The organism is Methylobacterium longum (genome assembly GCF_022179385.1).
Taxonomy (GTDB): Bacteria; Pseudomonadota; Alphaproteobacteria; order Rhizobiales; family Beijerinckiaceae; genus Methylobacterium; species Methylobacterium longum.
On sequence record NZ_BPQS01000002.1, the window covers coordinates 25,698 to 49,448 of the forward strand.

General features: G+C 70.9%; 20 protein-coding genes and 1 pseudogene. 13 read left to right on the forward strand and 8 right to left on the reverse strand.

What is annotated here, in order from left to right; genetic code table 11:
• The first annotated feature begins 7 nt into the window (after nt 1-7).
• The 5 genes from MFF58_RS01925 (at nt 8) to MFF58_RS01945 (ending at nt 5,559) form a co-directional block, all read left to right on the forward strand.
• Nucleotides 8-1,282 (forward strand): flagellar hook protein FlgE, encoded by a 1,275-nt coding sequence (locus MFF58_RS01925; RefSeq protein ID WP_238284921.1) that lies wholly within the window; start codon nt 8-10, stop codon nt 1,280-1,282.
• A gap of 34 nt (nt 1,283-1,316) precedes the next feature.
• Complete coding sequence (gene flgK / locus MFF58_RS01930; protein ID WP_238284922.1) at nt 1,317-3,206, forward strand: flagellar hook-associated protein FlgK; 1,890 nt, start codon at nt 1,317-1,319, stop codon at nt 3,204-3,206.
• Nucleotides 3,207-3,208: 2 nt separating this feature from the next.
• On the forward strand, nt 3,209-4,813 hold the full coding sequence (locus MFF58_RS01935) for a flagellin (RefSeq protein WP_238284924.1): 1,605 nt from the start codon (nt 3,209-3,211) through the stop codon (nt 4,811-4,813).
• A gap of 166 nt (nt 4,814-4,979) precedes the next feature.
• Nucleotides 4,980-5,240 carry a hypothetical protein gene (locus MFF58_RS01940; protein ID WP_238284926.1) on the forward strand — a complete coding sequence of 87 codons (261 nt, stop codon included), beginning with the start codon at nt 4,980-4,982 and terminating at the stop codon, nt 5,238-5,240.
• Between the two features lie 22 nt (nt 5,241-5,262).
• Nucleotides 5,263-5,559 carry a porin family protein gene (locus MFF58_RS01945; protein WP_238284928.1) on the forward strand — a complete coding sequence of 99 codons (297 nt, stop codon included), beginning with the start codon at nt 5,263-5,265 and terminating at the stop codon, nt 5,557-5,559.
• 16 nt (nt 5,560-5,575) lie between these two features.
• Here the strand turns inward: MFF58_RS01945 and MFF58_RS01950 are convergent, their stop codons facing one another.
• The 3 genes from MFF58_RS01950 to MFF58_RS01960 are packed head-to-tail and all read right to left on the reverse strand — an operon-like array spanning nt 5,576 to nt 7,569.
• Nucleotides 5,576-6,049, reverse strand: coding sequence for a hypothetical protein (locus MFF58_RS01950; protein WP_238284929.1), 474 nt, complete (start codon nt 6,047-6,049; stop codon nt 5,576-5,578).
• Nucleotides 6,036-6,407, reverse strand: coding sequence for a rod-binding protein (locus tag MFF58_RS01955; RefSeq protein WP_238284933.1), 372 nt, complete (start codon nt 6,405-6,407; stop codon nt 6,036-6,038). The genes MFF58_RS01950 and MFF58_RS01955 overlap by 14 nt, the downstream gene beginning before the upstream one ends.
• 25 nt (nt 6,408-6,432) lie before the next feature.
• A complete protein-coding gene (locus MFF58_RS01960) occupies nt 6,433-7,569 on the reverse strand; it encodes a flagellar basal body P-ring protein FlgI (protein WP_238284934.1) in 1,137 nt (378 codons plus the stop codon).
• A 240-nt stretch (nt 7,570-7,809) separates the two neighbouring features.
• Here MFF58_RS01960 and MFF58_RS01965 point away from each other — a divergent pair, with 240 nt between their 5' ends.
• On the forward strand, nt 7,810-8,241 hold the full coding sequence (locus MFF58_RS01965; RefSeq protein WP_238284936.1) for a flagellar assembly protein FliX: 432 nt from the start codon (nt 7,810-7,812) through the stop codon (nt 8,239-8,241).
• Nucleotides 8,242-8,319: 78 nt separating this feature from the next.
• Here the strand turns inward: MFF58_RS01965 and MFF58_RS01970 are convergent, their stop codons facing one another.
• A complete protein-coding gene (locus MFF58_RS01970) occupies nt 8,320-9,816 on the reverse strand; it encodes a helicase HerA domain-containing protein (protein ID WP_238284937.1) in 1,497 nt (498 codons plus the stop codon).
• 378 nt (nt 9,817-10,194) lie between these two features.
• Here MFF58_RS01970 and MFF58_RS01975 point away from each other — a divergent pair, with 378 nt between their 5' ends.
• Nucleotides 10,195-11,442 carry an Hsp70 family protein gene (locus tag MFF58_RS01975; RefSeq protein WP_238284939.1) on the forward strand — a complete coding sequence of 416 codons (1,248 nt, stop codon included), beginning with the start codon at nt 10,195-10,197 and terminating at the stop codon, nt 11,440-11,442.
• Between the two features lie 355 nt (nt 11,443-11,797).
• Here the strand turns inward: MFF58_RS01975 and MFF58_RS01980 are convergent, their stop codons facing one another.
• Both MFF58_RS01980 and cysS read right to left on the reverse strand, forming a co-directional pair.
• Nucleotides 11,798-12,565: a trypsin-like serine protease gene (locus tag MFF58_RS01980; protein WP_238284941.1), complete on the reverse strand. Its 768-nt coding sequence runs from the start codon at nt 12,563-12,565 to the stop codon at nt 11,798-11,800.
• A 121-nt stretch (nt 12,566-12,686) separates the two neighbouring features.
• Nucleotides 12,687-14,084 carry a cysteine--tRNA ligase gene (gene cysS, locus MFF58_RS01985; protein WP_238284942.1) on the reverse strand — a complete coding sequence of 466 codons (1,398 nt, stop codon included), beginning with the start codon at nt 14,082-14,084 and terminating at the stop codon, nt 12,687-12,689.
• Nucleotides 14,085-14,395: 311 nt separating this feature from the next.
• Between cysS and MFF58_RS01990 the strand changes: the two genes are divergently transcribed.
• Nucleotides 14,396-14,743, forward strand: coding sequence for a hypothetical protein (locus tag MFF58_RS01990; RefSeq protein ID WP_238284943.1), 348 nt, complete (start codon nt 14,396-14,398; stop codon nt 14,741-14,743).
• 33 nt (nt 14,744-14,776) lie between these two features.
• On the opposite strand, the gene MFF58_RS01995 is transcribed toward MFF58_RS01990, so the two are convergent.
• Complete coding sequence (locus MFF58_RS01995) at nt 14,777-15,289, reverse strand: CreA family protein (protein ID WP_238284945.1); 513 nt, start codon at nt 15,287-15,289, stop codon at nt 14,777-14,779.
• Between the two features lie 159 nt (nt 15,290-15,448).
• Here MFF58_RS01995 and MFF58_RS02000 point away from each other — a divergent pair, with 159 nt between their 5' ends.
• The 5 genes and pseudogenes from MFF58_RS02000 (at nt 15,449) to MFF58_RS02020 (ending at nt 22,270) form a co-directional block, all read left to right on the forward strand.
• Complete coding sequence (locus MFF58_RS02000) at nt 15,449-16,516, forward strand: DUF2865 domain-containing protein (RefSeq protein ID WP_238284946.1); 1,068 nt, start codon at nt 15,449-15,451, stop codon at nt 16,514-16,516.
• A gap of 79 nt (nt 16,517-16,595) precedes the next feature.
• Nucleotides 16,596-18,779 (forward strand): OmpA family protein, encoded by a 2,184-nt coding sequence (locus tag MFF58_RS32730; protein ID WP_238284948.1) that lies wholly within the window; start codon nt 16,596-16,598, stop codon nt 18,777-18,779.
• 91 nt (nt 18,780-18,870) lie between these two features.
• Nucleotides 18,871-20,097, forward strand: coding sequence for an MFS transporter (locus tag MFF58_RS02010; protein ID WP_238284950.1), 1,227 nt, complete (start codon nt 18,871-18,873; stop codon nt 20,095-20,097).
• On the forward strand, nt 20,094-20,861 hold the full coding sequence (locus MFF58_RS02015) for a class I SAM-dependent methyltransferase (RefSeq protein ID WP_238284951.1): 768 nt from the start codon (nt 20,094-20,096) through the stop codon (nt 20,859-20,861). The genes MFF58_RS02010 and MFF58_RS02015 overlap by 4 nt, the downstream gene beginning before the upstream one ends.
• 112 nt (nt 20,862-20,973) lie before the next feature.
• Nucleotides 20,974-22,270 (forward strand): annotated as a pseudogene (locus tag MFF58_RS02020) (hemolysin family protein).
• A gap of 1 nt (nt 22,271) precedes the next feature.
• Here MFF58_RS02020 and gltX read toward each other — a convergent pair.
• Entirely contained in the window at nt 22,272-23,612 is a 1,341-nt protein-coding gene (gene gltX / locus MFF58_RS02025; protein WP_238284952.1) for a glutamate--tRNA ligase, read from the reverse strand.
• Nucleotides 23,613-23,751: the final 139 nt, after the last annotated feature.

The following is a 23,751-nucleotide window of genomic DNA, read 5'->3' on the forward strand; positions in this document are numbered from 1 at the left end:
GCTCGCCATGGACCTCTTCACCGCCCTGCAGACCTCGGTCTCCGGACTGCAGGCGCAGTCCTACGCCATCAGCAACATCTCCGGGAACATCGCGAACTCCCAGACGACCGGCTACAAGCGGGTCGACACCAGCTTCGTCGACATGATGTCCGAGACCACGCCCAAGCGCGAGGTCGCCGGCTCGGTGCTGGCTCAGTCGCAGCTGACGAACACGATCGCCGGCAACGTCGTCGCGTCGAGCGTCCCGACCAACATGTCGATCAGCGGGTCGGGTTTCTTCACCGTGGTGCAGAAGACCGGCGACGCGAACGGGGCCGCGACCTTCAGCGGCACGAACGCCTACACGCGCCGGGGCGACTTCGCTCCGACCGCGGAGGGCTACCTGATGAACGGCGCGGGCGGCTATCTCACCGGCAACAACCTCGACCCGCTCACCGGACAGGTCACAGGCGCGGGGCCGATCATGGTCGGCAATCCGACGCTGCCCGCCCAGCCCACCACGACGATCACGTATTCGGCCAACCTCCCGGCGACGCCGACCACGAGCGCCTCGACGACGCCGCCGAACAGCATCGCCGGCCCGTCGATCACGGCCTACACGGCGAGCGGCGCGCCGGTGGCGATCAACACCCGCTGGTCGCAGGTTTCCACCAGCGCGACCGGTTCGACCTGGAAGCTGTCGTACGACAGCGGCACGACGGGCAATCCGACCTGGACCGACGTGGCAACGCAGTTCACGTTCGATCAGACCGGCAAGCTCACGGCCCCGGCCGCGACCGGGACCCCACCGACCAACACCGTGGACCTGAGCGGCGATACGTTTTCCGGCTACACGTTCACGAACCTGAAATTGGACATCTCCGGTGGGCTGACCCAGTACGCCGACGCCACCGGCGCCGTGACCACCAGCACGTTGAGTCAGGACGGCGCGACCTCCGGCACCCTGACGAGCGTCGCTGTGGGGACCGACGGCAAGATCAACGGCACGTTCTCGAACGGGGCCGTGAAGACGCTGGCCACCGTGGGGATCGCGCAGTTCGCCAATCCGGACGGGCTCAAGGCCGATTCGAAGGGCAATTACCTCCAGACGGCCGATTCGGGCCCTCCGCTGGCCGGCCTCGACGGCAGCACCATCACGGGGGCGAGCAACGAGCAGTCGAATACCGACATTGCCACCGAGTTCTCTAAGATGATCGTAACGCAGCAGGCCTACTCTGCGAACACGCGCGTCATGTCCACGGCCCAGACGATGATGTCGGACCTGCTGAACGTGATCCGCTGAGTGAGGGTGCGCAACCGGACGCGGAGGCCGTGAGATGTCGCTGAACGCGCTTTCCACCTCGACCGCGGGGCTCGCCGCGACGCAGGCGGCGATCAACATCGTTTCGCAGAACGTCGCCAACGCCGGCACGGCGGGCTACGTCCGGCGGACGCTCACCCCCGTCGCCGTCGGGCCCAACAACTCGGGCGTCGCGACCGGCACGATCACCCGCAGCTTCGACGCGGCGGCCTTGAAGCAGCTTCGCCTGGAGACGTCCGGGGCCGCCTATACCGCCACGAGGGCGGAGATCACCGGCCAGCTCGACGCGCTGTATGGCACGCCCGGCAGCTCCTCGTCGCTCGACGGCACGCTGAACACCTTCACCCAGTCCCTCCAGGAACTCTCCGCCAACCCGACCTCGGCCGCCGCCCGCTCGACCGTCCTGGGCAACGCCTCGGCACTGGCCAGCCAGATCAACGGTGCCGCCAGCACGGTGCAGAACCTGCGCACCGGGGTCGAATCGCAGCTCGGCGCCGACACGACCGCGGCGGGCGCGCTCCTGAAGAGCATCGCCAGTCTCAACGGCAGGATCCAGAACACGTCCAACGACAGCGCCCTGGCCGACTTCCAGGATCAGCGGGATCAGGCGATCAACAGCCTGTCGAGCTACATGGATGTGAAGACCGTCACGCAGAGCGACGGAACGATCTCGGTCATGACCCAGTCGGGCGCGACGCTGGTCGACCGCAGCAACGCCGCCACGCTCTCCTTCGACGGGCGGGGCACCCTCAATGCCGGTTCGACCTACTCCACCGATCCGACCCAGCGCACGGTCGGCACCGTCACCGCGACGCTGGCGGGGGGCGGCAGGATCGACCTCGGCGAGCCCGGCGTGCTGCGCTCCGGAAGCTTGGCCGCCGGGTTCGAGCTGCGCGACCAGACCCTTCCGCAGGCCCAGCGCCAGCTCGACGACCTCGCGGCCGGCCTCGCCACAGCGCTGACCAACACCAGCACCACCGGCACACTCAGCAGCGGGGCCACGACGATCAGCGTCGGGGCGATGAAGCCGGGCAACACGCTGACGTTCCCGGTCACCGACACCGCCGGCACCGTCCGCAACGTGACGCTGGTGGCTTCGGCGACGTCCAGCGGTAAAATCGTGCCCGCCGCGCAGACCACCGATGCGAACGGCCTCACCCTGACCTTCGATGCCAGCGCCGGTCCCACCGGCTACGCGACGGCGATCCAGGCCGCCTTCGCCACCTTCAGCGCCGATCCGGCCTCCGCCGCCTACAAGCTCCCGCCCCTCGGCGTCACCCCGGGGCCCGCGGCCAGCACCAGCGCGACCCTGACGCTCACGGCGGGCGGCAAGGTCGCGGCCGCCGCGACGGCCAGCGTCTCGGCGGTCTCGGCGACCGACCTCAACACCGGCAACCCCTCGATCGCGCTGTTCGTCGACGGCAACGCCAACGCGCTCTACACGGGCTCCTTCGACAACGGCTCCCAGCTCACGGGCTTCGCCCAGCGCATCACCGTCAACAACAGCATCTCGGCCAGCCCGTCGGCGCTCACCGCGACGAGTGCGACCGATACGAGCGCCTCCGGCGCGCGCGCGCAGAAGCTGTTCGTGGCGCTGACCTCCACGCCCACGACGTTCTCGTCGTCGAGCGGCATCGGCGGCGTCTCGGCGCCCTACAGCACCAGCGTGGTCGGCTTCGCGCAGGACATCATCGCCGCGCAGGGCGCGGCCTCGGCGAACGCCGCGTCCCTCAACGACAGTCAGCAGACCGCCCTGTCCACCGCCCAGGGCCGCTTCGCCGCGGGGGCGGGGGTGAACGTCGATCAGGAAATGTCGAACCTGATCGCCCTGCAGAACGCCTACGGCGCCAATGCCCGGGTACTGAGCGCGGCCCGCGACATGCTCAACCAGCTGCTGCAGATCTGATCATGACGACGATCACGCCCTTCGCGGCCGGCTCCTACCTGACGAACCGGACCGCCTCGAATCTCTCGACGCTGAAGAACCAGCTCAACGACCTGTCGAACCAGATCTCCAGCGGCCTTGCCTCGCAGACCTACGGCGGCCTGGGATCCGGACGGTCGGCGGCGCTCGGCGCCCAGGCCACCTTGAGCGCGCTCGCCGGTTACGCCTCCGGCATCACCGCCGCGCAGACCCGGACGAACCTCGCCGTCACCAGCCTGACGCAGGTCGTGACGATGGGCACGAGCGCGGGTGCGACGCTGAACAACGGCCTCCAGAGCGTGGCGGCGAGTTCGGTCGCGGGCCGCGCGACCGCGCTGGGCGACCTCCAGACGGCATTCGACGCCCTCAACCAGTCGGCGGCGGGCAACTACCTGTTCGGTGGCAGCGACGCCACCACCCAGCCCGTGGCCGACACCAATGCGATCCTGAACGGCGTCACCAACAGCGACGGCTCGATGAAGGCCGGGCTGACCCAGATGATCGCCGAGCAGGTCGGCGCGGACGGCGGACCCGGCAAGGACGGCTGGCTGACGGTGAGCCAGACTGCGCCGACGCAGATCTCGATCGCCGAACCGGGCAACGACGCCGTCCGGGCGAATTTCGGCTTCATCCTGGCGGGCAAGCCGTCTTCGACCACGTCGGCGATCCAGTCGACCTACACGGCCGGTACGGCGACCAGCGCGGGCTCGCTGCAGGTGAACGTGAACGCGCAGCCGGCGGTGGGGGACAGCATCACCCTGACCCTGAAGATGCACGACGGCACCACCACGAGCTTCACGCTCACGGCCGCTGCCAGCGGGTCGTCGCCGGCTTCCTCGGCGACGAGCTTCGCGCTCGGGACCAACGGCGACACCGCCGCCACCGCGAGCAACCTCAACGCGGCGCTCACCAGTGCCATCGCGGCGGCCGCGAGCGGCCCGCTCGCGGTCAGCTCGACGGCGACGGCCTCCTCGCACTTCTTCACGGGGTCCGTGAAGGGTGGCCCTGCGGGGACGGGCGTGATGCCCGACCGCGTCCAGTTCGACGGCAGCGGTACCCCGATCGGATACAGATCGGCGACCCCGCAGGACACGGTGCTCTGGTACCAGGGCGAGAACACCTACAGCGCGCCGACGACCCAAACCCCCGCGATCAACACCCAGTCGGTTCAGGTCAGCGGCAGCTCCAGCATCGGGACGGGCGCCCGCGCCATCGATCCGGCCGTCCAGAACGTGCTCGCCGGCCTCGCCACGATGGCGTTCGGACTTCCGACGACCAGCAACGCCACGACCCGCGCCACCTATCAGGCCGTGATCGACACGGCCGGCGGGCGGCTGGCTTCCGCCAACGGCAGCGGCGGCGTTCAGGATACCGTCACCCAGCTCTCGATCGCGTCGGCGCGCCTCTCGAACGCGAGCACGACCAACAAGGCCACCCAGAGCACCGTGCAGAACACCCTGGACGGGATCGAGCAGGCCCCCACCGAGGAAGTCGTGGCCAAGCTCCTCGACGTGCAGAACCGGCTTCAGGCCAGCTATCAGATCACCTCGACGCTCTCGAAGCTCTCGCTGGTCAATTACATCAGCTGAGATCGCCGTCGCCGGACCTCCGCATGACGACGAAGGCCGGCCGCGCCGATGTGTAGTGACTCGGATCTCGATCAGACCTCTCGATCATAGTCTCGCCGCTTTCCCGCAGTGAATCGCGGCGCGCGGGCGCGGTGATGCGCCGTCGTTCATCCGAGGAGAGGTCCGCATGTCGCTGTCCGAACCGGTCGAACTCGTCCGTCGTCTCGGTGCCACGTCCCGGGTCGGCATTATCGTCATGGTCGAGCAGTCCGTCGACGCGTATTGCGCCGGTTATCCGGGACACGACGACCGCGCCATCGCGTTGGACATCCTGTTGCGCGACCTGGCGCGCCTGCGCGTGCAGGCTCCGGCCCTCGACTGCTTCATCGGGGAGGTCGAGAACTACATCGACCTGCTGCACCGAGACCTCGCGCGCGAAGCCGCCTGAGATGTGCCGGCGGGTCGCTGCCATGGCGGGCGCCGCGCTGCTCCTCGCCGCCCCGGCTGTCGCCATCGAGCCCCAGAAGGCCCCGGTGACGCCCGGGCCGGTGCCGTGCCCGTCCAAGGGGCCGGGCTTCGTCCGCTTCCCCGGGAGCGGCAGCTGCATCCGTGTCTCCGGCCGCGTCGCCGCCGGGATGGACCTGCGCTCCGCGACGGAAAGCGCGGCGACCCCGACCGTGGCCGGACGCCTCGCCATCGACAACCGCGCCGACACGGACCTCGGCGAGGTGCGGACCTACGTGCGGATCGGCAACGGCCGCCGCTGAGTCCGGGGACCGGAGCTCAGAGGTTTCTTGACAGGACCAGCGGCCCGCTGCGGACCCCGCGGCCGTAGGGGGAGGGTGCGGGCGTCTGCCGGCCGTAGCCCGCCGGCATCTGCGCCCGCGCGATCTCCTCGGCGAGCGACTTGATCAGGCCCTCGGAGACGGACCGGGCGCTGTCCAGCACCGTCTGGTTCGCCTCGACGGTCACCGTGAAGCGGCGATGTGCGGCGCGCAGCATCTCCACCCCCTCCGGATGGAAGCGCCTCAGCGCCACGGCGTTCGCCTTGGCGACCTCGAGGCCCTGCATGTAGGCAGCGGCGAGCGCCGCCTTGGGCTCCGCCGACGCCACGCCCTCCCGCAGGCGTCCGGCGCGGATATGCGCGGCCTCCTCGGCCAGCACCGCCTCCAGGGCGGCCATGTTGCCGAGCACGCCCGCGACGAGGGCTTCCGCGGTGACGCGGTCGGCGACGCGCAGCGGTTCAGCCCTTTGCACCGGTCGCTCCATCCATCGGGGTCCCCTGCAGCTTCATGATCTCACGGAACACCGAATCGGCGATGCCGACGCCACCGCTCTTCACGATCTGTCCCGCATATTCCTTGGTCAGCATCGAGCGGTAGACGCCGCCGCCCGTGCCGTTCTCCCCGAGCGGCCCATCCGTGCCCTCCGACTGGGTCAGGCGGTCGAGGCTCGATTCCAGGAACATCGATTCGAACTCGGTCGCGGTCTTGCGCGCCTTGGCCACGTTGGCCGCCTTGAGGATGCCGTCGACGGCCGTGCCGGCGGCGCCGGCTCCGACGCTGGCGGCAGCCTTGGTGGCGACGCTGGCCGCGATGGTGGCGAGCTGCAGCATGGTTCGGCCCTCCTCGTTTACGGGGTCACATCAACTCGATATCGGCCTGGAGCGCGCCGGCCGTCTTGATCGCCTGCAGGATCGAGATCAGGTCGCGCGGGCCGACGCCCAGGGCATTGAGGCCGTCCACCAGCTCGCGCAGGCTCACGCCTTCCTTGACGAGGGCGAGCTTGTTGCCCTCTCCGGTGTCGACCTTCAGGCCGGTGCGCGGCACGACCACGGTGCGGCCGTTCGACAGCGGCGCCGGCTGGCTCACCTGCGGCTGCTCGGTGATGGTGACGGTGAGGTTGCCCTGCGCGATCGCCACCGTGGAGACCCGCACGTCCCGGCCCATGACGATGATGCCGGAGCGCTCGTCGACCACCACGCGGGCGGTCTGGTCGGGTTCGACCTTCAGCTGCTCCACTTCGGTGATGAGGCGGATCATGTTGCCGTTGTAGCGGGCCGGGATCTGGATCGTGACCGTGGCCGGGTCGGTGGGCTCGGCGGTGTCGGCGCCCATGAAGTCGTTGATCGCCGCCGCGACCCGCTTCGAGGTGGTGAAGTCGGGGTTGCGCAGGGACAGGCGCAGCGAACGCGCGTCGTTCAGCTTGAACGCGATCTCTCGCTCGATGTTGGCGCCGTTGGAGATCCGGCCGTTGGTGGGCACGCCCCGGGTGATCTTGGCGGCGTCGCCCTCGGCCGAGAAGCCCGCGATGGCGACCGAGCCCTGCGCCAGGGCGTAGACTTCGCCGTCGGCACCCAGCAGCGGCGTCACCAGCAGCGTCCCGCCCTGGAGGGACTTCGCATCGCCCAGCGACGAGACCGTCACATCGATGCGGGTACCCTGGGCCGCGAACGGCGGGAGGCTGGCCGTGACCATCACGGCGGCGAGGTTCTGCGTGCGCATGGTGGCGCCGCGGGTGTTGACGCCGAGCCGCTCCAGCATGGCCTGCAGGGACTGCTTGGTGAAGGGGATGTTGTTGAGCGTATCGCCGGTGCCGTTCAGGCCGACCACGATGCCGTAGCCGACGAGCTGGTTCTGGCGCACGCCCTCGATCGAGGCGAGATCCTTGACCCGCGACAGGGCGACGGCGGGGCCGGACAACGCGACGAGCAGCAGCGCGCCGGCCAACGTGCCGAGCAGCGATCGCAGGGGACTCATTGCAGGACGCGGGCGCATGCCGGCTTTCAAGAGTGAACGGACCTGCCGCCATCCTGCCAGGGCCGTGCCAACCCGCCCCGAGCCACAAGATGCTGCGCGGATTGAAGTTTTGAGGGAGGGTCCGGAACGCGATCCCGGTCTGACCGGCACCGAACCTGCCGACCCGGCAGCTTCTGCCGCCTCGTTTACCCACGCTTAACCCTGGGGGTCGAAGTTCCGGTTCCGCGCAGGGGCGCTCGGAGCAACGCAGGCGGGATCATGCGCGTCGAGACTCGCCAGCCGATCCAGAATGCCGGCGGCGTCGCGGCCACCCGACGGCCCGAGGGCGGTGCGAGCTTCAGCCTCGGCGCGGCTCCGGCTTCCACCTCGGGCGCCGGCGCGCCCGCGGGCCCCGCGACGCTGGCGGGCCTCGACGCGGTTCTGCTCCTGCAGGCCGAGAGCGAGACGCCGCAGGAGCGCCGCCGCCGCTCGGCCAAGCGCGGCCAGGATCTCCTCGACGGCCTCGACCGGCTCAAGGCCGCCCTGCTCGGCGGCCGGGTCGCAACCCATGAACTCCGCACCATCGCGGGTCGGCTGGCGGAGCGCGGGGGCGCCTCCGGGGATCAGAGGCTCGACGGCCTCATGGCGGAGATCGAGCTGCGGGCGGCGGTGGAGCTGGCCAAACTGGAGACGGCGCGGCGGAGCGCCTGAGCAAACCCCTCTCATCCGCGCCGAGCGGAGCCCTCGGGCGGCGCCCCCCCCGCTCGAAGCCCGTCCCCCCGGGCTTCTCTACACGGCGCGCCGCTTCGGCCCCGCGGGCAGCATCTGCGGCTCGCCCGGGCCCGTCTCGACCCCGAGATCTGGCACCGCGATGATCGGCGCGCCGCGCAGGTCCTTCCGGGTGACGATGGCGCCGCGCTCCTCGAGATAGGCCAGCATCCGCCGGGCGCGGCCGCCCGAACTGGTGCCGTAGGCCTCGGCCAGCATCGCGTCGGTGGGGCAGGGGGCTCCCTCGATGGCCGCCCGGGCGACCACCAGGAAGAGCCCCGCGAGGTCATCGGGCAGCCCGGCCGCGATCTCCTGCGCCCGCTCCCACCCGGAATTGTCCGCCACCGCGCCCCCGGCCTCGGCCCGCGCCACGGCGAGCCGCCGCTTGAACTCGGGCAGGCCCATCGTGTCGCCGCGGAGGCGCCGAATGCGGCAGCGGACCGTGAAATCCTGATAGAGCGTCGCCGGCGTGCAGGCGGCCGCGTCGGCATCCGCCAGCACCGACGCCAGAACCTCGGCGAGTGCCGCCTCGCGGGCCTCCGGGTCCATCGGCTCCTCCTCCGGCTCCTCGACGGGACTCGGCGGCCGGTAGTTCGCCAGCTGGACCAGCACATCCGGCGCCGGCACCGGGCGCGGCTTCGGGCGCGGCATCAGCGGTGCGACGATCTCCTCCGGGCTCGCCGTGAGGATCAGCGACCGTGCATCCTCCATCGCGTCGGGAAGCGGGAGCAGCACCGGCGAGGAGCTTCGACTCACGGTCGCGGTCGGCCCGACCGCGATGGTGAGCGGGCGCCGGGACAGGGCCGGTCCCAGAGCCACGAAATGCCCCCGCGGCAGATCGCGGAAGGTTTCGGCCTGGCGGCGTTCCAGGCCGAGCAAGTCGGCCGCGCGCGCCATGTCGATGTCGAGGAAGGTTCGGCCCATCAGGAAGTTCGAGGCCTCGGCCGCGACGTTCTTGGCGAGCTTGGCGAGCCGCTGCGTGGCGATGATCCCCGCCAGCCCGCGCTTGCGGCCGCGGCACATCAGGTTGGTCATCGCGCCGAGAGAGAGGCGGCGCGCCTCGTCCGAGACCTCGCCGGCGGCGGCCGGGGCGAAGAGCTGCGCCTCATCCACCGCCACAAGCATCGGGTACCAATGATCCCGGTCGGCGTCGAACAGCCCGCCCAGGAAGGCGGCGGCGGCGCGCATCTGATTGTCCGCGTCGAGGTTCTCCAGGGAGAGCACCACCGAGACCCGGTGAGTGCGGACCCGGGCGGCGATCCGCTGCAGGGCGACGTCGTCGCCGTCGGCTTCGACCACCACGTGGCCGTAACGGTCGGCCAGGCTGGCGAAATCGCCCTCCGGGTCGATAATCGCCTGCTGCACGAGCCCGGCGCTCTGCTCCAGCAGCCGCCGCAGCAGGTGTGACTTGCCGGAGCCCGAATTGCCTTGGACCAGGAGCCGCGTGGCGAGCAGTTCGGTGAGGTCGAGGAGCGCGGGGCGCTCGCCGGTCAGGCCGAGATCGATGTCGGAACGCATGGCGCCTCATAGCACGGCCGCGCGCCTCCGGGCGGCTCACGGAGGCGCTGTCCACGCTTCCCGCAGGTCGAGCCTGCAGTCCGGACTCGCGAACCGACACCGAGCGCCGCGGCCTGGCTGTAACCCAAGGGTCTCGCCGGATGCGAGCGATCCGAACCGGGGGGGGCTGCGCGATCTGCCGCGTCGGCGGCTCCAGGCCCCGATTCGGTTGCGCCGCCGCGATGACGGCCCGGAACGCCGGGGCGCGGCGATGAGGCTGTGGCGTGAGCCGTCAACCCCCGTCGCGGAGCCCCGCGCTCCGCTCCAGCGGCCTGGACCGGATCCCTGCGGACCTGTAGGCCCACGGCCCTTCCCGAAGAAACCCGGACCCACGACACGATGGCGGCCTGCGGCCTCGATTTCGGCACGTCGAACACCACCCTCGGGGTCGCCGACCCGGAGGGTCCGATCCTGCTGCCGCTGGAAGGCGCGCACCGGACGATCCCCAGTGCGATCTTCTTCGAGCTCGGCCGGGAGCCGGTGATCGGCCGCGCCGCCACGGCGGCCTATGTCGAGGGCCTGTCCGGCCGTCTCATGCGCGGCCTGAAATCCGTCCTGGGCACGCCGCTCATGGAGGAGGCGACTCCGGTCGGGCGGCAGCGCCTGCGCCTGCGCGACATCATCGCCCGCTATCTCGCCGCCGTGAAGGACCGCGCCGAGACGGCCAGTGGCCGGAGCCTCGACAGCGTGGTCCATGGCCGTCCGGTTCACTTCGTCGACGGAGACCCGGAGGCCGACCGCCGCGCCGAGGATACGCTTCGCGCCATCGCGCGCGACGTCGGGTTTCGGGAGGTCTCATTCCAATACGAGCCGATCGCCGCAGCCCTCGACTACGAGCGGCAGGTCCGGTCCGAGCAGATCGCCCTGGTGGCCGATATCGGCGGCGGTACGTCGGACTTCTCGATCGTGCGCCTGTCCCCCGAGCGGCGCGGCCGCGCGGACCGGGCCGGGGACATCCTGGCCAATGACGGCGTGCGCATCGGCGGCACCGATTTCGACCGCCAGCTCAGCCTGGGCACGGTGATGCCATTACTGGGCCTCGGCAGCCCGATGCGCCGCGGCGACCTAGCGGTGCCGAACGCCTATTTTCACGACCTCGCCACATGGTCGGCAATCAACCGGCTCTACAATTCCAAGACGCTGCGCGAGATCGACGAGGTCGTCCGCGACTGCGCGCGGCCCGACCTCGTCGGCCGGCTGCGCGCGGCGGTCGAGGGCGAGCGCGGGCACGCCCTGGCCGGCGCTGTGGAGAGCGCCAAGATCGCGGCCTCCGAGGACGGCGCGACGGACCTCGACCTCGGTCTCGTCGAGCGCGGGCTGGCGGCGCGGGTCGACCGCGGGTCTCTCTCCGATCAGACCGGCGATCTCGCCCGCGCCGTGGCCGCCCGGATCGACCGCTGCCTCGCGCAGGCGGAGCTGGCGCCGGAGCGGATCGACGCCCTGTTCCTCACCGGCGGCTCAACGGGGTTGCCGCACCTGCGCTCCGCGCTGACGGCCGCGCTGCCCGCCGCCCGGGTCGTGGAGGGCGACACGTTCGGATCGGTGGGTCTCGGCCTGACCATCGAGGCGGCGCGACGCGGGGCTTGAGGCCGGCGCAGCCTGATCTTCACGGGTACGCCACTCACCGACGCGCCGCTTCTTACCCGACCCTGCAGACCCATTCCATCATCCTGGACCGCGCGCGTGGCCGGGACCTCCAGGCCCTTCGAACAGCGTCGCGCCCCCCGCCGCCCAGTTCCGGGGCACTGGCCGTTCCGCGGTCGCGCTTGGCGTGGATCCCCGATCTGCCGCCGCATCGTCACCGGGCGGGCCTGCACGGTCGAGCAGGGTCTGACGCTGTGGTCCCGGTTTTCGTGAGCGCGGCGCAGCGACCCGGACCGGCGAGACTAAGTCCACGCATGGCACCGGTTGCTCCACGCTGCGCGCGGCGACGCCGGAGCCCTCAGCGCGTTCCGCTTCCGGAGAAGACCTGCGCGGCGGGCGCGATCACGACGTAGTTGCCGCAGGGGGCGGCTTGGCTGATGACGGCGCTGGCGACGCCCCAGACGTAGGTTCCGCGCCGGTCCTGCGCGACGACCGGACCGCCGGAATCGCCGAAGCAGACCCGGGCACCGTTCGCGCGGGCGATCGTCAACCCTGTGCTGCTGGCCGCCACTGGCGTCAGGGTCGCGGTGCGCAGGCGCCCGACGGCACGACCCGAGAGCCCCGCCCCGGCGATCCGCAGGCTCTTCGGGACTCGCCCGGGATCGGCAGCCAGGGGCACCGGGCGCCGGTCGCGCACCGGCTCGGTCAGGCGCAGGACCGCAAGATCGAGGGAGAGATCGGAGAGGCTGATGCCGGGCGCCGCATTCGGCAGCATCTCTCCCGGATCGGGACTGTACCGGGCCGCGACCCGCGCCCCGTAGACCGGGCGCGTCGGCTCGGTACCGCGGAAGAACACCACCAGCGCCCCGAGCGGATCCCCGTTCACGCAATGCGCGGCCGTGAGTACCAGATCCGGAGCGATCAGAACGCCGGTGCAGCGGGTCAGCTTCAGCGCCTCCTCGGGCTGCGTGATCGTGCCGATGGCGACGGTGGCCTGCGCCAGGGCATCGCGACCCGCGGGCGCGCCGCCGTCGAGGGCGAGGGCAGGCAGGCTCAGGCCCGATCCGAGCGCGACGGCCGCTCCGGCGCAGAGAAGCCGTGCGCCGAAGGTTCCGAAGATGGTCACGTGCTGCTCCTCCCCCGCCGGACGCCCGGGGACCACAGATGCGGGTCGGCCGCCGCTGTGCAAGCGTACGCGAGGACGCGGGGGTCGTCAGGGCTCCGCCCGCATCGACCGGACGCAGCGCTCAGCGCGCCACCGTCCAGGTGGTCGTACCGTCCTTGTTGTCCTTCACGGCGACCCCGAGCGCGGCGAGCGCGTCGCGCGCCCGGTCGGAGGCCGCCCAATCCTTCGCGGCGCGGGCTGCCCGGCGCTCGGCGATCAGCGCCTCGACCGCCGGGACGTCGATGCCGGACGCGGCGACCTGATCCTGCTCGCGGTCGCTGCGCGTGCGCATCAGGAAGCCGAAGAGGTTGGCGCCCGCGCGCAACGCGCCCGGCTGCGCCTCCGGACCGCCGCTCAACCGGTGCAACTCGTTGATCGCCGCGGGCGTGTTGAGGTCGTCGCACAGCGCATCGACGACACTGCCGGGAACGTCACCGGCGGCGGGCTCGTCGCCGGCCGCGTTGTACCAGCGCTCGAGCACGCGGCTCGATTCCTCGAGTCCGCGCAGAGTCCAGTCGATCGGCTGCCGGTACTGTGTCCTGAGCATGGTGAGGCGTACCACCTCTCCCGGCCAGTCCTTCAGCACGTCGCGGATGGTGATGAAGTTGCCCAGCGACTTCGACATCTTCTCTCCCTCCACCTGGAGGAAGCCGTTGTGCAGCCAGACATTGGCCATCACGCCCGTGCCGAAGCAGCAGCGCGACTGGGCCACCTCGTTCTCGTGGTGCGGGAAGATCAGGTCGATGCCGCCCGCGTGGATATCGAAGGTCTGGCCCAGGTGCTTGGCCGACATCGCCGAGCACTCGATATGCCAGCCGGGCCGGCCGGGTGCCGCGATGCCGGCCGGCGACGGCCACGCCGGTTCGCCGGGTTTGGCGGGCTTCCACAGAACGAAGTCGAGGGGCGAGCGCTTGTAGGGCGCGACCTCGACCCGGGCGCCGGCCTCCATCTCGTCGAGGGGGCGCTTCGAGAGCTGCCCGTATTCCGGCATCGACGGCACGTCGAACAGGACGTGATCGGCGGCCACGTAGGCATGGCCCGAGCGGACCAGCCCGTCGATCATCGTCACCATCTCGGCGATGTGATCCGTGGCGCGGGGCTCGATGAAGCACGGCCGCTCGCCGGGCCGGTTCACATCCTCGGGCGACAGCACGCCGAGATCGCGGACGTCTCCGTGGAATTGCGCCAGCGTCCCGTCGGTCAATTCGCGAATGGTGATGCCGCGCTCGGCGGCCCGCGCGTTGATCTTGTCGTCGACGTCCGTGACGTTGCGCGCGTAGGTGACGTGCGCCGACCCGTAGAGATGCCGCAGCAGCCGGAACAGCAGGTCGAAGACGATGATCGGCCTGGCGTTGCCGATATGGGCCGCGTCGTACACCGTCGGCCCGCAGGCGTAGAACCGGACATGGTCGGGATCGATCGGCGCAAAGGCTTCCTTGGCGCCGGTCAGGGTGTTGTAGAGCCGCAACATCGGCGCCATGAAAATCCTCTCCCCCTGCCGGCATCGCGGCCGTTTCGCGAGGCCGCCATCACGGCGGCAACCGCCTCTGCCCGCGACGATCCTCGGGCTTCGCGCGGTGAAGAGCGGCCGAAACGTGGCGGATCCAGCCGCGCCGCCGCAGCAGCCTGTTGCATCGCCGCGACGGCGCGGCCCGCCCGATGGGGCTAACCCAAAAGGGTGAGGATTTCGAGAAGGCCAGCGCGCGATGCGGGTAAGCCTTCCTTAACCGCGTCGTTGGACCGTCACGACCACGCGCCCCACGCCACAGATCCTGTGCCCAAGGACAACTTATGCGACGCTCGGCCGCCGGTTATCTCATCCTCGCCACTGCCCTCGCCACTGCCGGACTGGCCCACGCCGCCCTGGCCGGAAGCGACGGCGAGACGCCCGCGAAGGCACCGAGTCACGTCGAGAAGACCTTCCTGATCCCCTCGAGCGACGGCTACGGCGTCGGCGAGTGCCTGACGACCCCTGACAGCGCCTGTGGCCAGGTCGTGGCCAACGCGTGGTGCGAGGCGCAGGGCTACGCCGCCGCCAACTCGTACGGCGTGGCCGCAGCCGACGAGTACACCGGAGCGATCAGCCAGCCGATCGCGAGCCCGTCCGAGCGCCCGATCCGCATCACCTGCCGGGACTGAGTGCGGCGGGGCCGCGGGGCCGCGGCACGACCGCTACTTCATGGCATCGGCGCATCGTGGCGCCGGCTGGGCGCCCCAGGGCGCGATCGGCACCGCAGAGGTCGAGTTCTTCGGCGAACCCTGAATGACCCTGTCGGAATAGACCATGTAGATCAACGTGTTACGCTGCGCGTCGCAGCCGCGCACGATCTGCATCGACTTGAAGATCAGCGAACGCCGCTCGCTGAACACGACTTCGCCCTGGCTCAGTTTGCCCTTGAAGGCCACCGGTCCGGTCTGGCGGCAGGCCAGCGAGATGTCCGACACGTCCTCGGCCAGACCCAGCGTACCCTTGATGCCGCCCTTCTCGGGCTGGGTGTACCAGCAGGCGACCCCGGAGACGGCCGGATCGTCGATGCCGTAGACCACGAGCTTGTCGTTGGGCGTGAGCGGGCGCCAGACCGTCGACTTGTCGAAGATCCGGTCCGGCTCCTGAGCCGCTGCGGGTCCGGCCGCCGCGATGCCGAGGGCCATGAGCCCAACACAGGTGAGACTCCGAAACCACATCGCCGTCCAATTCCCCCTCAAGCTTGCCGGCGGGATGTAGGAGGGGTGTCGCCACCTTTCGAGGGGGCGTACAAATGCGGTGCTTCGGTCCCGAAGCGCGGATGCGTCCAAGCCCGGCCTTTCGGGACGACCGCGTAGCCGCTCCATGCGAAGCAGCCTATGCCTCACCGCCCGATCGCCCGCACGTTCGGCCGCCTCATCCTGAGCGCGATGCTGGCCCTCGGATTGTCCGGGAGCCTCGTCGTGCCCGCGGGGGCGCAGGAGCAGCCGGTCGAGCCGCCGGCAGCGGAGGCGAAGCCGGTGCCCCAGGCGCCCTCGCCGCAGTGCCGGCGCTATCGGGCCGAACTCGCCGCGCTCCAGAACGGCGTCAGCACGACGCGCGCACTCAACGACGAGATCGGGCGCCTGGAAGCGTATTTCCGCGGCCTGAACTGCGAGGGGGGCAAGTTCCTGTTCTTCGATACGCGGCCACCGCAATGCGGTGCCGTGGAGCAGCGTATCCGCGCCCTCCGGGCCACCTATGGCGGCGCGGTGATCGATGACAGCGGGCCGCGCAAGCGCGAACTCCAGGGTCTCGTCGCCTCCACCTGCCCGGCTCGGGAAACCTACGCCGCGGGCGGTGAAGCTCACGCCAAGGGTGGTCCGCAGATGGTCTGCGTGCGCACCTGCGACGGCGGCTTCTTCCCCATGAAGAACCTGCCCGACGGTCGCGGGGGCGCCGACGAGATGTGCCAGGCCCTGTGCCCGGGAACCGAGGCGCAGGCCTACTCCATGCCCTACGGGGACGACGCCCTGAAGCACGCGGCCTCGGTGAAGGGCAGCCGCGCCTATCCCAGCCTCGCGAACGCCTTCAAGTTCCGCAAGGAATTCGTCCCCAACTGCTCCTGCAAGCCGGAGGGCAAGACCTGGGCGCAATCGCTCGTGAAGGCGGAGAGCATGCTGGTCCGGCACAAGGGCGACATCTTCGTGACGCCGATGCAGGCCGAGGCTCTCTCCCGCCCGAAGGTGCGCCTGACCCTGGTCGGCCGCGCCGACCGCACGGCGGCGGAACTCGCCGCCGATGCCGCGGGCCGTGCGGGAGTCGACACCAGGGCCGGCCCGACAGCGGACGCCGCCGCGAGGGGCGAGGCCGGGGCGGCCAAGGTCGAGGAGGCCAAGCCGGATCACGTTGCCGTGCGGATTATCGCGCCGAACGTCATCGCTGTACCCCAGCGCCTGACGCCCTGAGGTAGTCCGCGCCCGCCGCGAGGGGGAACCAAAGGCCGCGTTCCGGGTTCGGCTCGTCCTGAACCGACATGGGACCGCGATGCGTCTGCTCCGCCTGATCCTCCTTACCGGCACGGTACTCCCGGCCCTCACGCTCATGCAGCCCGCCGGCGCCCTGGCGGACCGGATCCTCCTCGCGCAGGGCGGACCGGAGGAGCGCGGACCGCGGGGCGGCGAGCCCCCGCATGGCGGCCCGCGTCCGGAACGCCCGCCGCAGGAGCGACCCGGCCCGCCAGCGGCGCGCGAGCGGCCCGAGCCCCCGCAGGAGCGTGCCGCGCCTCAGCGCGAGCGACCAGAACCGCCGGCCCAACGTCAGCCGCAAGCCGAGCCGCAGCCGCGAGAGCGCGCACCCGAGCGCCGCCCCGAGCCGCCGGCGTCACGTCCGTCTGCTCAGGATCGCCAGGATCGTCCGGATCGCCAGGATCGTCCGGATCGCCAGGATCGTCCGGATCGCGAGGAGCGGCGGCGAGAGCCGCAGCAGGAGAGGCCGCAGGATCGGCAGCCGGACCGTGCTCAGCAACGGCGCGATCAGCAGCCGGATCGTCCGGAGCGGATGGATCGGGATTCTCAGGAGCGTGCGGCGCCCGGGCGTCCGGGGATTCAGCGGCAGCAGGCTCCGGATCGTGACGAGGCCCCGCCGTTGCGGCCCGCGCCCGAGCGACCGACGGCACCGCAGCAGCGTCAGGCGCCGGACCGGGAACGCCCCGCCGCCGACGCAGCGCCGAACCGTCCCGGGCAGCGCGACACCGCGCCCGACCGGGGTTCAGGCGGTCAGCGCCCGGGCAATCCAGGTCCGAACACGCCCGACGAGCGCTCGCGGGCGCCGAACACGGCTCCCGGCCAGCCCGGCCGACCGGCGCAGCGCCCGGATGCGCAACCCGAGAACCGTCAACTCGACAACCGATCGCAGCCGAATCCCGCGCCGGGCGCCCAGCCCGCCCGGCCGGCGGCGCCCAATATGGCCCCGGGTGTCCCCGGACAGCCGTTCCAGCCGCGGGAGGGCCGCCCCGACGGTCGCGCACAGCCGCAGCCGAACGGCGCGGTCGGCGCGGAGCCGGGACGGCCGGCGGCGCCCAACACGGCCCCCGGTCTCCCGGGACGCCCGTTCGTCCCGCCGGGACAGGGGACCGCGCCGGGGCAGACGCCGGTGCCCGGAAGCGTTCCGCCGGGTCCCTCGACGGGGGGGACGGGCCCGCAGACCGAACCCGGGCCGGGTACCTTCAACCGGCCGGGCCAACCGGGCTACGTCCCCGGCGGCTTCCGCCAGAACGACAACGTGCGCGATTTCGAGCAGGTGCGCAGCGACCGCCGCGAATATGTCGAGGCGGGCCGGACCTATTACCGGGAGCCGGGTCGCATCATCGTCCGTGATCGCGACAGCTACCTGATCCGGCACGACGAGAACGAGCGCTTCCGCGATCTCGATCCGCGCGGCTACCGCTACGAGCGTCGAGGCGCCGAGTTCTACAGCACCGTCGCGTGGGCCGGCGGAGCGCAGATCGTCACCGTCACCGACGATGACGGGCGGTTGCTGCGGCGCTTCAGCCGCTACCCCGACGGCCGCGAGATCGTTCTGATCGACAACAGCTATGCTGGCCCGCGGCGCCCGATCTACGACGACGTGGTGGCGCTCCCGGCCCCGGAGATCCGGATTCCGCGGGACCGCTACGTGGTGGACTATGCCCAGGCCAACGAAGCGGAGGTCTACGAGGCGCTGACGGCACCGCCGGTGGTCGCAGTCGACCGCCGCTACACGCTCGACCAGATCCGCTACAGCCCGGATCTCCGGGCGCGTCTGCGCTCGGTCGACATCAACACGATCACCTTCGACACCGGGTCGTTCACCGTGCTGCCGGATCAGGCAGCCAAGCTGTCGGTGATCGCCGCCGCGATGAACCGGGCCATCCAGGACAATCCGCGCGAGGTGTTCCTGATCGAGGGCTTCACCGATGCGGTCGGCTCCGACATCGACAACCTGTCCCTGTCGGACCGCCGTGCCCAGTCGGTGGCGACCGTGCTCACCGAGCAGTTTCGCGTGCCGCCGGGTAACCTCACGACCCAGGGTTACGGCGAGCAGTACCTGAAGGTGAACACGCAGGGCCCATCGCGGGAGAACCGCCGGGTTGTGGTCCAGCGCATCACGCCCCTGCTGCAGCAGGGGTCGGGACAGGGACAGGGGCCGGGGCAGGGACCTGCAGTTCCGCCGCCACCGCCGCCGCGCTGATGTCGACGCCGTGCAGGCATGGCCTGCACGGCGCTTGACGGTTCTGGCGCATCGCCTCACCACCGGTTGAAAGCAGCGGCGCGGGACGGTGATGCACGACGAAGCGGACGGGCGGCTGATCCGGTCGGGCACACCGATCTTCCGCCGCACGGCGCTGGCGCTCGCCGCAGCGGGGTTCTCGACCTTCGCGGTCCTCTACGCGGTCCAGCCGCTTCTGCCGATCTACGCGGATGCCTTCGGCGTTTCGCCGGCCGAGAGCAGCTTGGCCCTGTCGCTGCCCTGCGGACTTCTGGCCGTCGCGCTGCTCGTCGTGAGCCCGCTCTCCGAGGTCTGGGGCCGCAAGCCGGTGATGCTCGCCTCGCTCTTCGCATCGGCGGCGCTCACCATCGTGGCCGCGCTGGTGCCGGGCTGGCACGGGTTCCTGGCCCTGCGGGCGCTGACGGGGCTTACCGCGAGCGGCCTGCCCGCGGTGGCCATGGCCTACCTTGCCGAGGAGATGGACTCGCGGGCCATCGGGTTGTCCATGGGGCTGCTCGTGGGCGGCAACGCCCTTGGCGGCATGTCGGGGCGCCTGATCAGCGGTGTGATGGCCGACCACCTCGGCTGGCGGATCGGCCTCGCCACCATCGGCGTTCTGGCGCTGACGGCGGCCACCGCGTTCTGGCGCTGGCTGCCACCCGCGCGCAACTTCGTGCCGCGGCGCATGGCCTGGCGGGAGGTGCCGGGCAGCTTCGGCCACCATTTTCGCGACGCCGGCCTGCCCTGGCTGTTCGCCGTGGCGTTCCTGCTGATGGGCGGCTTCGTCTGCCTCTACAACTACATCGGCTTCCGCCTGCTCGACCCGCCCTTCTCGCTGAGCCAGACCGTCATCGGGCTGATCTTCTCGGTCTACCTCGCCGGGATGGTAAGCAGCCCGGTGACCGGAGAACTGGCGAGCCGCCTGGGCCGGCGGCGGGTCCTGTGGCTTGCCACGAGCCTGGCGCTGGCCGGAATCCTGATGACCCTGTCGAACAATCTCGTGCTGATCGTCGGCGGGGTCGTTGTGACCACGGTCGGCTTCTTCGGGGCACACTCCGTGGCAAGCAGCTGGGTCGGGCGTCGGGCCCTGCGGCACCGGGCGCAGGCCTCCTCGATCTATCTCTGCCTGTATTATCTCGGCTCGTCGGTTCTCGGCACGGCCGGCGGCTGGTTCTTCGCGCATTCCGGCTGGACCGGTGTGGTGCTGTTCGTGGGCAGCCTGTACGGTCTCGCCCTGATGATCGCCCTGCGGCTGTCCCGCCTCGCGCCGCTGGCTCTGGAACCGGGGACTTCCGCATGAACGAGCGTAGTCACGCCCGTCACGTCGTCGACCAGTTCGGGACGCAGGCCGCGGCCTACGTGGCGAGCGCAGTCCACGCGGCGGGCACCGATCTCGACCGGATCGGCGCGCTCGTTCGCGGCATACCGGGAGCGCGCGTGCTCGATCTCGGCTGCGGCGGCGGCCACGTGGCCTTCGCGGCCGCGGCGGCGGGGGCGACCGTGACGGCGTACGACCTGTCCGAGGCGATGCTGTCGGCCGTCGTCGCCGAGGCTGGCCGCCGCGGGCTTGATCGCATCGAGACCCGGCAGGGCTCCGCGGAATCGCTCCCCTTTCCGGGAGCGACCTTCGATGCGGTTCTGACTCGCTACAGCGCGCATCATTGGCGCGAGGTCCCGAGGGCCCTGACGGAGGCCCGCAGGGTCCTGAAGACGGACGGTCTCCTCGTGGTCTGCGACATCGTCTCGGCCGAGGATCCGCTCCTCGACACGCATCTCCAGGCGGTGGAACTGCTGCGCGATCCGTCCCACGTGCGCGATTACCGCGTATCCGAATGGCGGGCGATGTTGGATGCGGCCGGCTTTACCCCGGGTGCCCTGATGGCAAGCCGCCCGCGCATGGAGTTCGCGAGCTGGATCGCCCGGATGCGCACGCCCGGCCCGCAGGTTGCGGCGATCCGCGCGTTGCAGGCGGCCGCGCCCACGGAGGTCATGGAGTATTTCCACATCGAGGCCGACGGTAGCTTCCTGCTCGACTCCGTCCTGATCGAGTCCCGGCCGCGCTGACGCCGCGATGCGCGAAGGCTTGGCCGTTGAACGGCCAGGTCGATGTTCCGATGTCGGCGTCCCACCCCAACAGAGAAAGCCCGGCCCACGGGATTGCGGCTCTGCAAACGGACTGCTCGAGCTCCTCATCGTCGCTCTTCTGATCGCGCTGAACGAGGTTTTTTCTCTCTCGGATCTGGTCCTGATCGGCGCGCAAGAGCCGGGTGCGCGCCCTCGCGGAGGACCGCCGCGCCGGCGCGAAGGCGGCCCTGGTTTTGGCCGAGCAGTCGGGGCGCTTACTCTCCACGGCGCAGATCGGCATCTCGCTGATCGGCATCCTGTCGAGCGTCCTCTCGGGCGCGGCGCTGGGCGATCGGGTTGCCGTCGTGCTGATCGAACTCGGCCCGTCGCGGGGCTGGGCCGATACCCTCGGCTACGGACTCGTCATCGGTTTGATCACCGTCCTGTCGGTGATCATCGGCGAACTCGTCCCGAAGCACTTCGCCCTGCGCAACCCCGAGGGTATCGCCTGCGCGGTGGCACCCGGCATGCGCGTGGTCTCCCAGGTGGCGCTGCCGGCTGTCTGGCTCCTCGATGCCTCGACCCGGGCCGTGTTCCGGCTGATCGGCCAGGAGACGAAGAGCGCCAGCGCAGTGACCGAGGAGGAGATCCGTGGCCTCGTCGCCGAGGCCGAAACCGCAGGCGTCATCGAGGGCGGCGAGCGGGCGATGAGCGCAGGGGTGCTGCGGTTGGGCGACCGGTTGGTCCGCGCGGTGATGACACCGCGCACCGACGTGGTCTGGATCGATCTCGCCGACGACCCGGGGAGCGTGCGGGCGCAGCTCCTGGCGAGCCCTCACGCCCGGTTGCCGGTTGCCGATGGCGGTCCCGACGCGATGATTGGGGTTCTGCAGGTCCGCGATCTGATCGGCCCGCTGTTCCGCGGCGAGCAACTCGATCTGCGCGCCCATATCCGCCGGGTTCCTGTGTTGCCCGATGCCTTGGACGCCCTCGATGCCCTCGGCGCCCTGCGCCGAGCGCCCGTGCCGATGGCGTTGGTGCACGACGAATACGGCCACTTCGGCGGGCTCGTGACACCCACCGACATCCTCGATGCCATCGCGGGCGCCGTCTCCACGGAGACCGAGGAGGCGGACGCAGTCCGCCGTCCGGACGGATCGTGGCTGATCGCCGGTTCGATGCCGGCGGACGAGCTGGCCGACGAGCTGGCCGACGAGCTCGGCCTGCGGCTGCCGCCCTCTCGCGACTACGCCACCGCTGCCGGCCTCGTCATCGCGGCGCTGCAGCACCTGATGGAGACCGGCGAGACCTGCGACATCGCCGGCTGGCGCTTCGAGGTGGTGGATCTCGACGGGCGGCGCGTCGACAAGTTGCTGGCGGCCCGATTGCAGGAAGCCGAGGCGGAGTAGATCAGGCGCTCTCGCCAGCGAGCCGGCGCGCCGCACGCTCCCGCCCGATGAGCGGCAGCAGACCGGCGAGGTCCGGCCCATGCTCCAGCCCGGTGAGCGCGAGGCGCAGCGGCATGAACAGGCCACGGCCCTTGGCGCCGGTGCGCGCCCGGACCTCCGTGGTCCATGCCTTCCAGGTCTCCGGGCCGAACGGCTCGATCGGCAAACTCTCTCGCGCAGCCTCGATGACGGCCGGTTCCGTGATGACGGGTTCCACCGGTCCCACGGTGACCCGCCACCAATCAGCGGCTTCCGAGACTCGACCGAGATTGGGCCGTACCGCCATCCAGAACGCCTCCGCGCGATCCGGCGGGATCCCGAGATCGGCGAGGCGGCGGGCGACCTCGGCGTACGGCATGGCGTGGACGAGGCGGGCGTTGAGGCCGTCGAGCTCCGCGGGGTCGAAGCGGGCCGGTGCGCGGGAGATCTCGCCGAGGTCGACCAACTCGGCCAGCGCATCGAGGTCGGGCACCGCCCTTACGGCCTCGGCCGAACCGGTGAGCACCGCCAGCGAGCGCACGGCGGCGGGCTCGTAGCCGGCCTCGCGCAATCCGCGGAGCGAGAGGTGCCCGAGACGCTTCGACAACCCCTCGCCGTCGGCGGTGGTCAGCAGGTTGTGGTGGCCGAAGACCGGTACAGCGGCCTCCAGGGCCTCGAAGATCTGGACTTGGACGCCGGTGTTGGTGACGTGGTCCTCGCCGCGGATCACGTGGGTGACGCCGAGATCGGCGTCATCGACCACTGAGGGCAGCGTGTAGAGATAGCTGCCATCGGCACGGATCAGCACCGGGTCCGACAGCGACGCGCAATCGACGTGGGCCGGGCCGCGGACGAGGTCGTCCCAGCTCACGTTCCGCGCCTCCAGCAGGAAGCGCCAATGCGGCCGGCGGCCCTCGGCCTCCAGCGCGGCGCGCTCCTCGGCGGTGAGATTGAGCGCCGCGCGGTCATAGATCGGCGGCTGACCGCGCCCGAGCTGGCGCTTGCGGCGGCGCTCCAGCTCCTCCGACGTCTCGTAGCAGGGATAGAGCCGGCCCGCCGCGCGCAGGCGGTCCGCAGCCGCATCGTGCTGGGCCTTGCGGGCGCTCTGCCGGGCGAACAGGTCGGGCTCGATGCCGAGCCACGCGAGATCCTCCCGGATGGCGTCGGCGAAGACCTCGGTGGAGCGCTCGGCGTCGGTGTCGTCGAGGCGCAGAAGGAATCGCCCTCCGGTCCGGCGGGCGAACAGGGCGTTGAGCAGGGCGGGCCGGGCATTGCCGATGTGGAGGTAGCCGGTCGGCGACGGGGCGAAGCGGACGAGGGTCATGCAGCGCTCTTAGCCGATCTTCGGGCGAATGTGCGCGGGTCTTCGCAGGCACCCACATCGGGCCGACCGGGCCCGGGCACGCTATCCCGGGCCGCGAAAACCCGTCAGAAGGCACCGCTCAGCGCGATTGGGAATGGGG

Excerpts from the sequence above, each read along its gene's own strand:
- MFF58_RS02015 (WP_238284951.1), top strand. The coding sequence starts at position 20,094 with ATGAACGAGCGTAGTCACGCCCGTCACGTCGTCGACCAGTTCGGGACG.
- MFF58_RS01990 (WP_238284943.1), top strand. The coding sequence starts at position 14,396 with ATGCGACGCTCGGCCGCCGGTTATCTCATCCTCGCCACTGCCCTCGCC.
- MFF58_RS01960 (WP_238284934.1), bottom strand. The coding sequence starts at position 7,569 with ATGCGCCCGCGTCCTGCAATGAGTCCCCTGCGATCGCTGCTCGGCACG.
- MFF58_RS01940 (WP_238284926.1), top strand. The coding sequence starts at position 4,980 with ATGTCGCTGTCCGAACCGGTCGAACTCGTCCGTCGTCTCGGTGCCACG.
- MFF58_RS01995 (WP_238284945.1), bottom strand. The coding sequence starts at position 15,289 with ATGTGGTTTCGGAGTCTCACCTGTGTTGGGCTCATGGCCCTCGGCATC.
- MFF58_RS02000 (WP_238284946.1), top strand. The coding sequence starts at position 15,449 with ATGCCTCACCGCCCGATCGCCCGCACGTTCGGCCGCCTCATCCTGAGC.
- MFF58_RS01970 (WP_238284937.1), bottom strand. The coding sequence starts at position 9,816 with ATGCGTTCCGACATCGATCTCGGCCTGACCGGCGAGCGCCCCGCGCTC.
- MFF58_RS32730 (WP_238284948.1), top strand. The coding sequence starts at position 16,596 with ATGCGTCTGCTCCGCCTGATCCTCCTTACCGGCACGGTACTCCCGGCC.
- MFF58_RS01955 (WP_238284933.1), bottom strand. The coding sequence starts at position 6,407 with ATGCTGCAGCTCGCCACCATCGCGGCCAGCGTCGCCACCAAGGCTGCC.
- MFF58_RS01965 (WP_238284936.1), top strand. The coding sequence starts at position 7,810 with ATGCGCGTCGAGACTCGCCAGCCGATCCAGAATGCCGGCGGCGTCGCG.
- gltX (WP_238284952.1), bottom strand. The coding sequence starts at position 23,612 with ATGACCCTCGTCCGCTTCGCCCCGTCGCCGACCGGCTACCTCCACATC.
- MFF58_RS01925 (WP_238284921.1), top strand. The coding sequence starts at position 8 with ATGGACCTCTTCACCGCCCTGCAGACCTCGGTCTCCGGACTGCAGGCG.
- MFF58_RS01975 (WP_238284939.1), top strand. The coding sequence starts at position 10,195 with ATGGCGGCCTGCGGCCTCGATTTCGGCACGTCGAACACCACCCTCGGG.
- flgK (WP_238284922.1), top strand. The coding sequence starts at position 1,317 with ATGTCGCTGAACGCGCTTTCCACCTCGACCGCGGGGCTCGCCGCGACG.
- MFF58_RS01945 (WP_238284928.1), top strand. The coding sequence starts at position 5,263 with ATGGCGGGCGCCGCGCTGCTCCTCGCCGCCCCGGCTGTCGCCATCGAG.
- MFF58_RS01935 (WP_238284924.1), top strand. The coding sequence starts at position 3,209 with ATGACGACGATCACGCCCTTCGCGGCCGGCTCCTACCTGACGAACCGG.
- MFF58_RS02010 (WP_238284950.1), top strand. The coding sequence starts at position 18,871 with ATGCACGACGAAGCGGACGGGCGGCTGATCCGGTCGGGCACACCGATC.
- cysS (WP_238284942.1), bottom strand. The coding sequence starts at position 14,084 with ATGGCGCCGATGTTGCGGCTCTACAACACCCTGACCGGCGCCAAGGAA.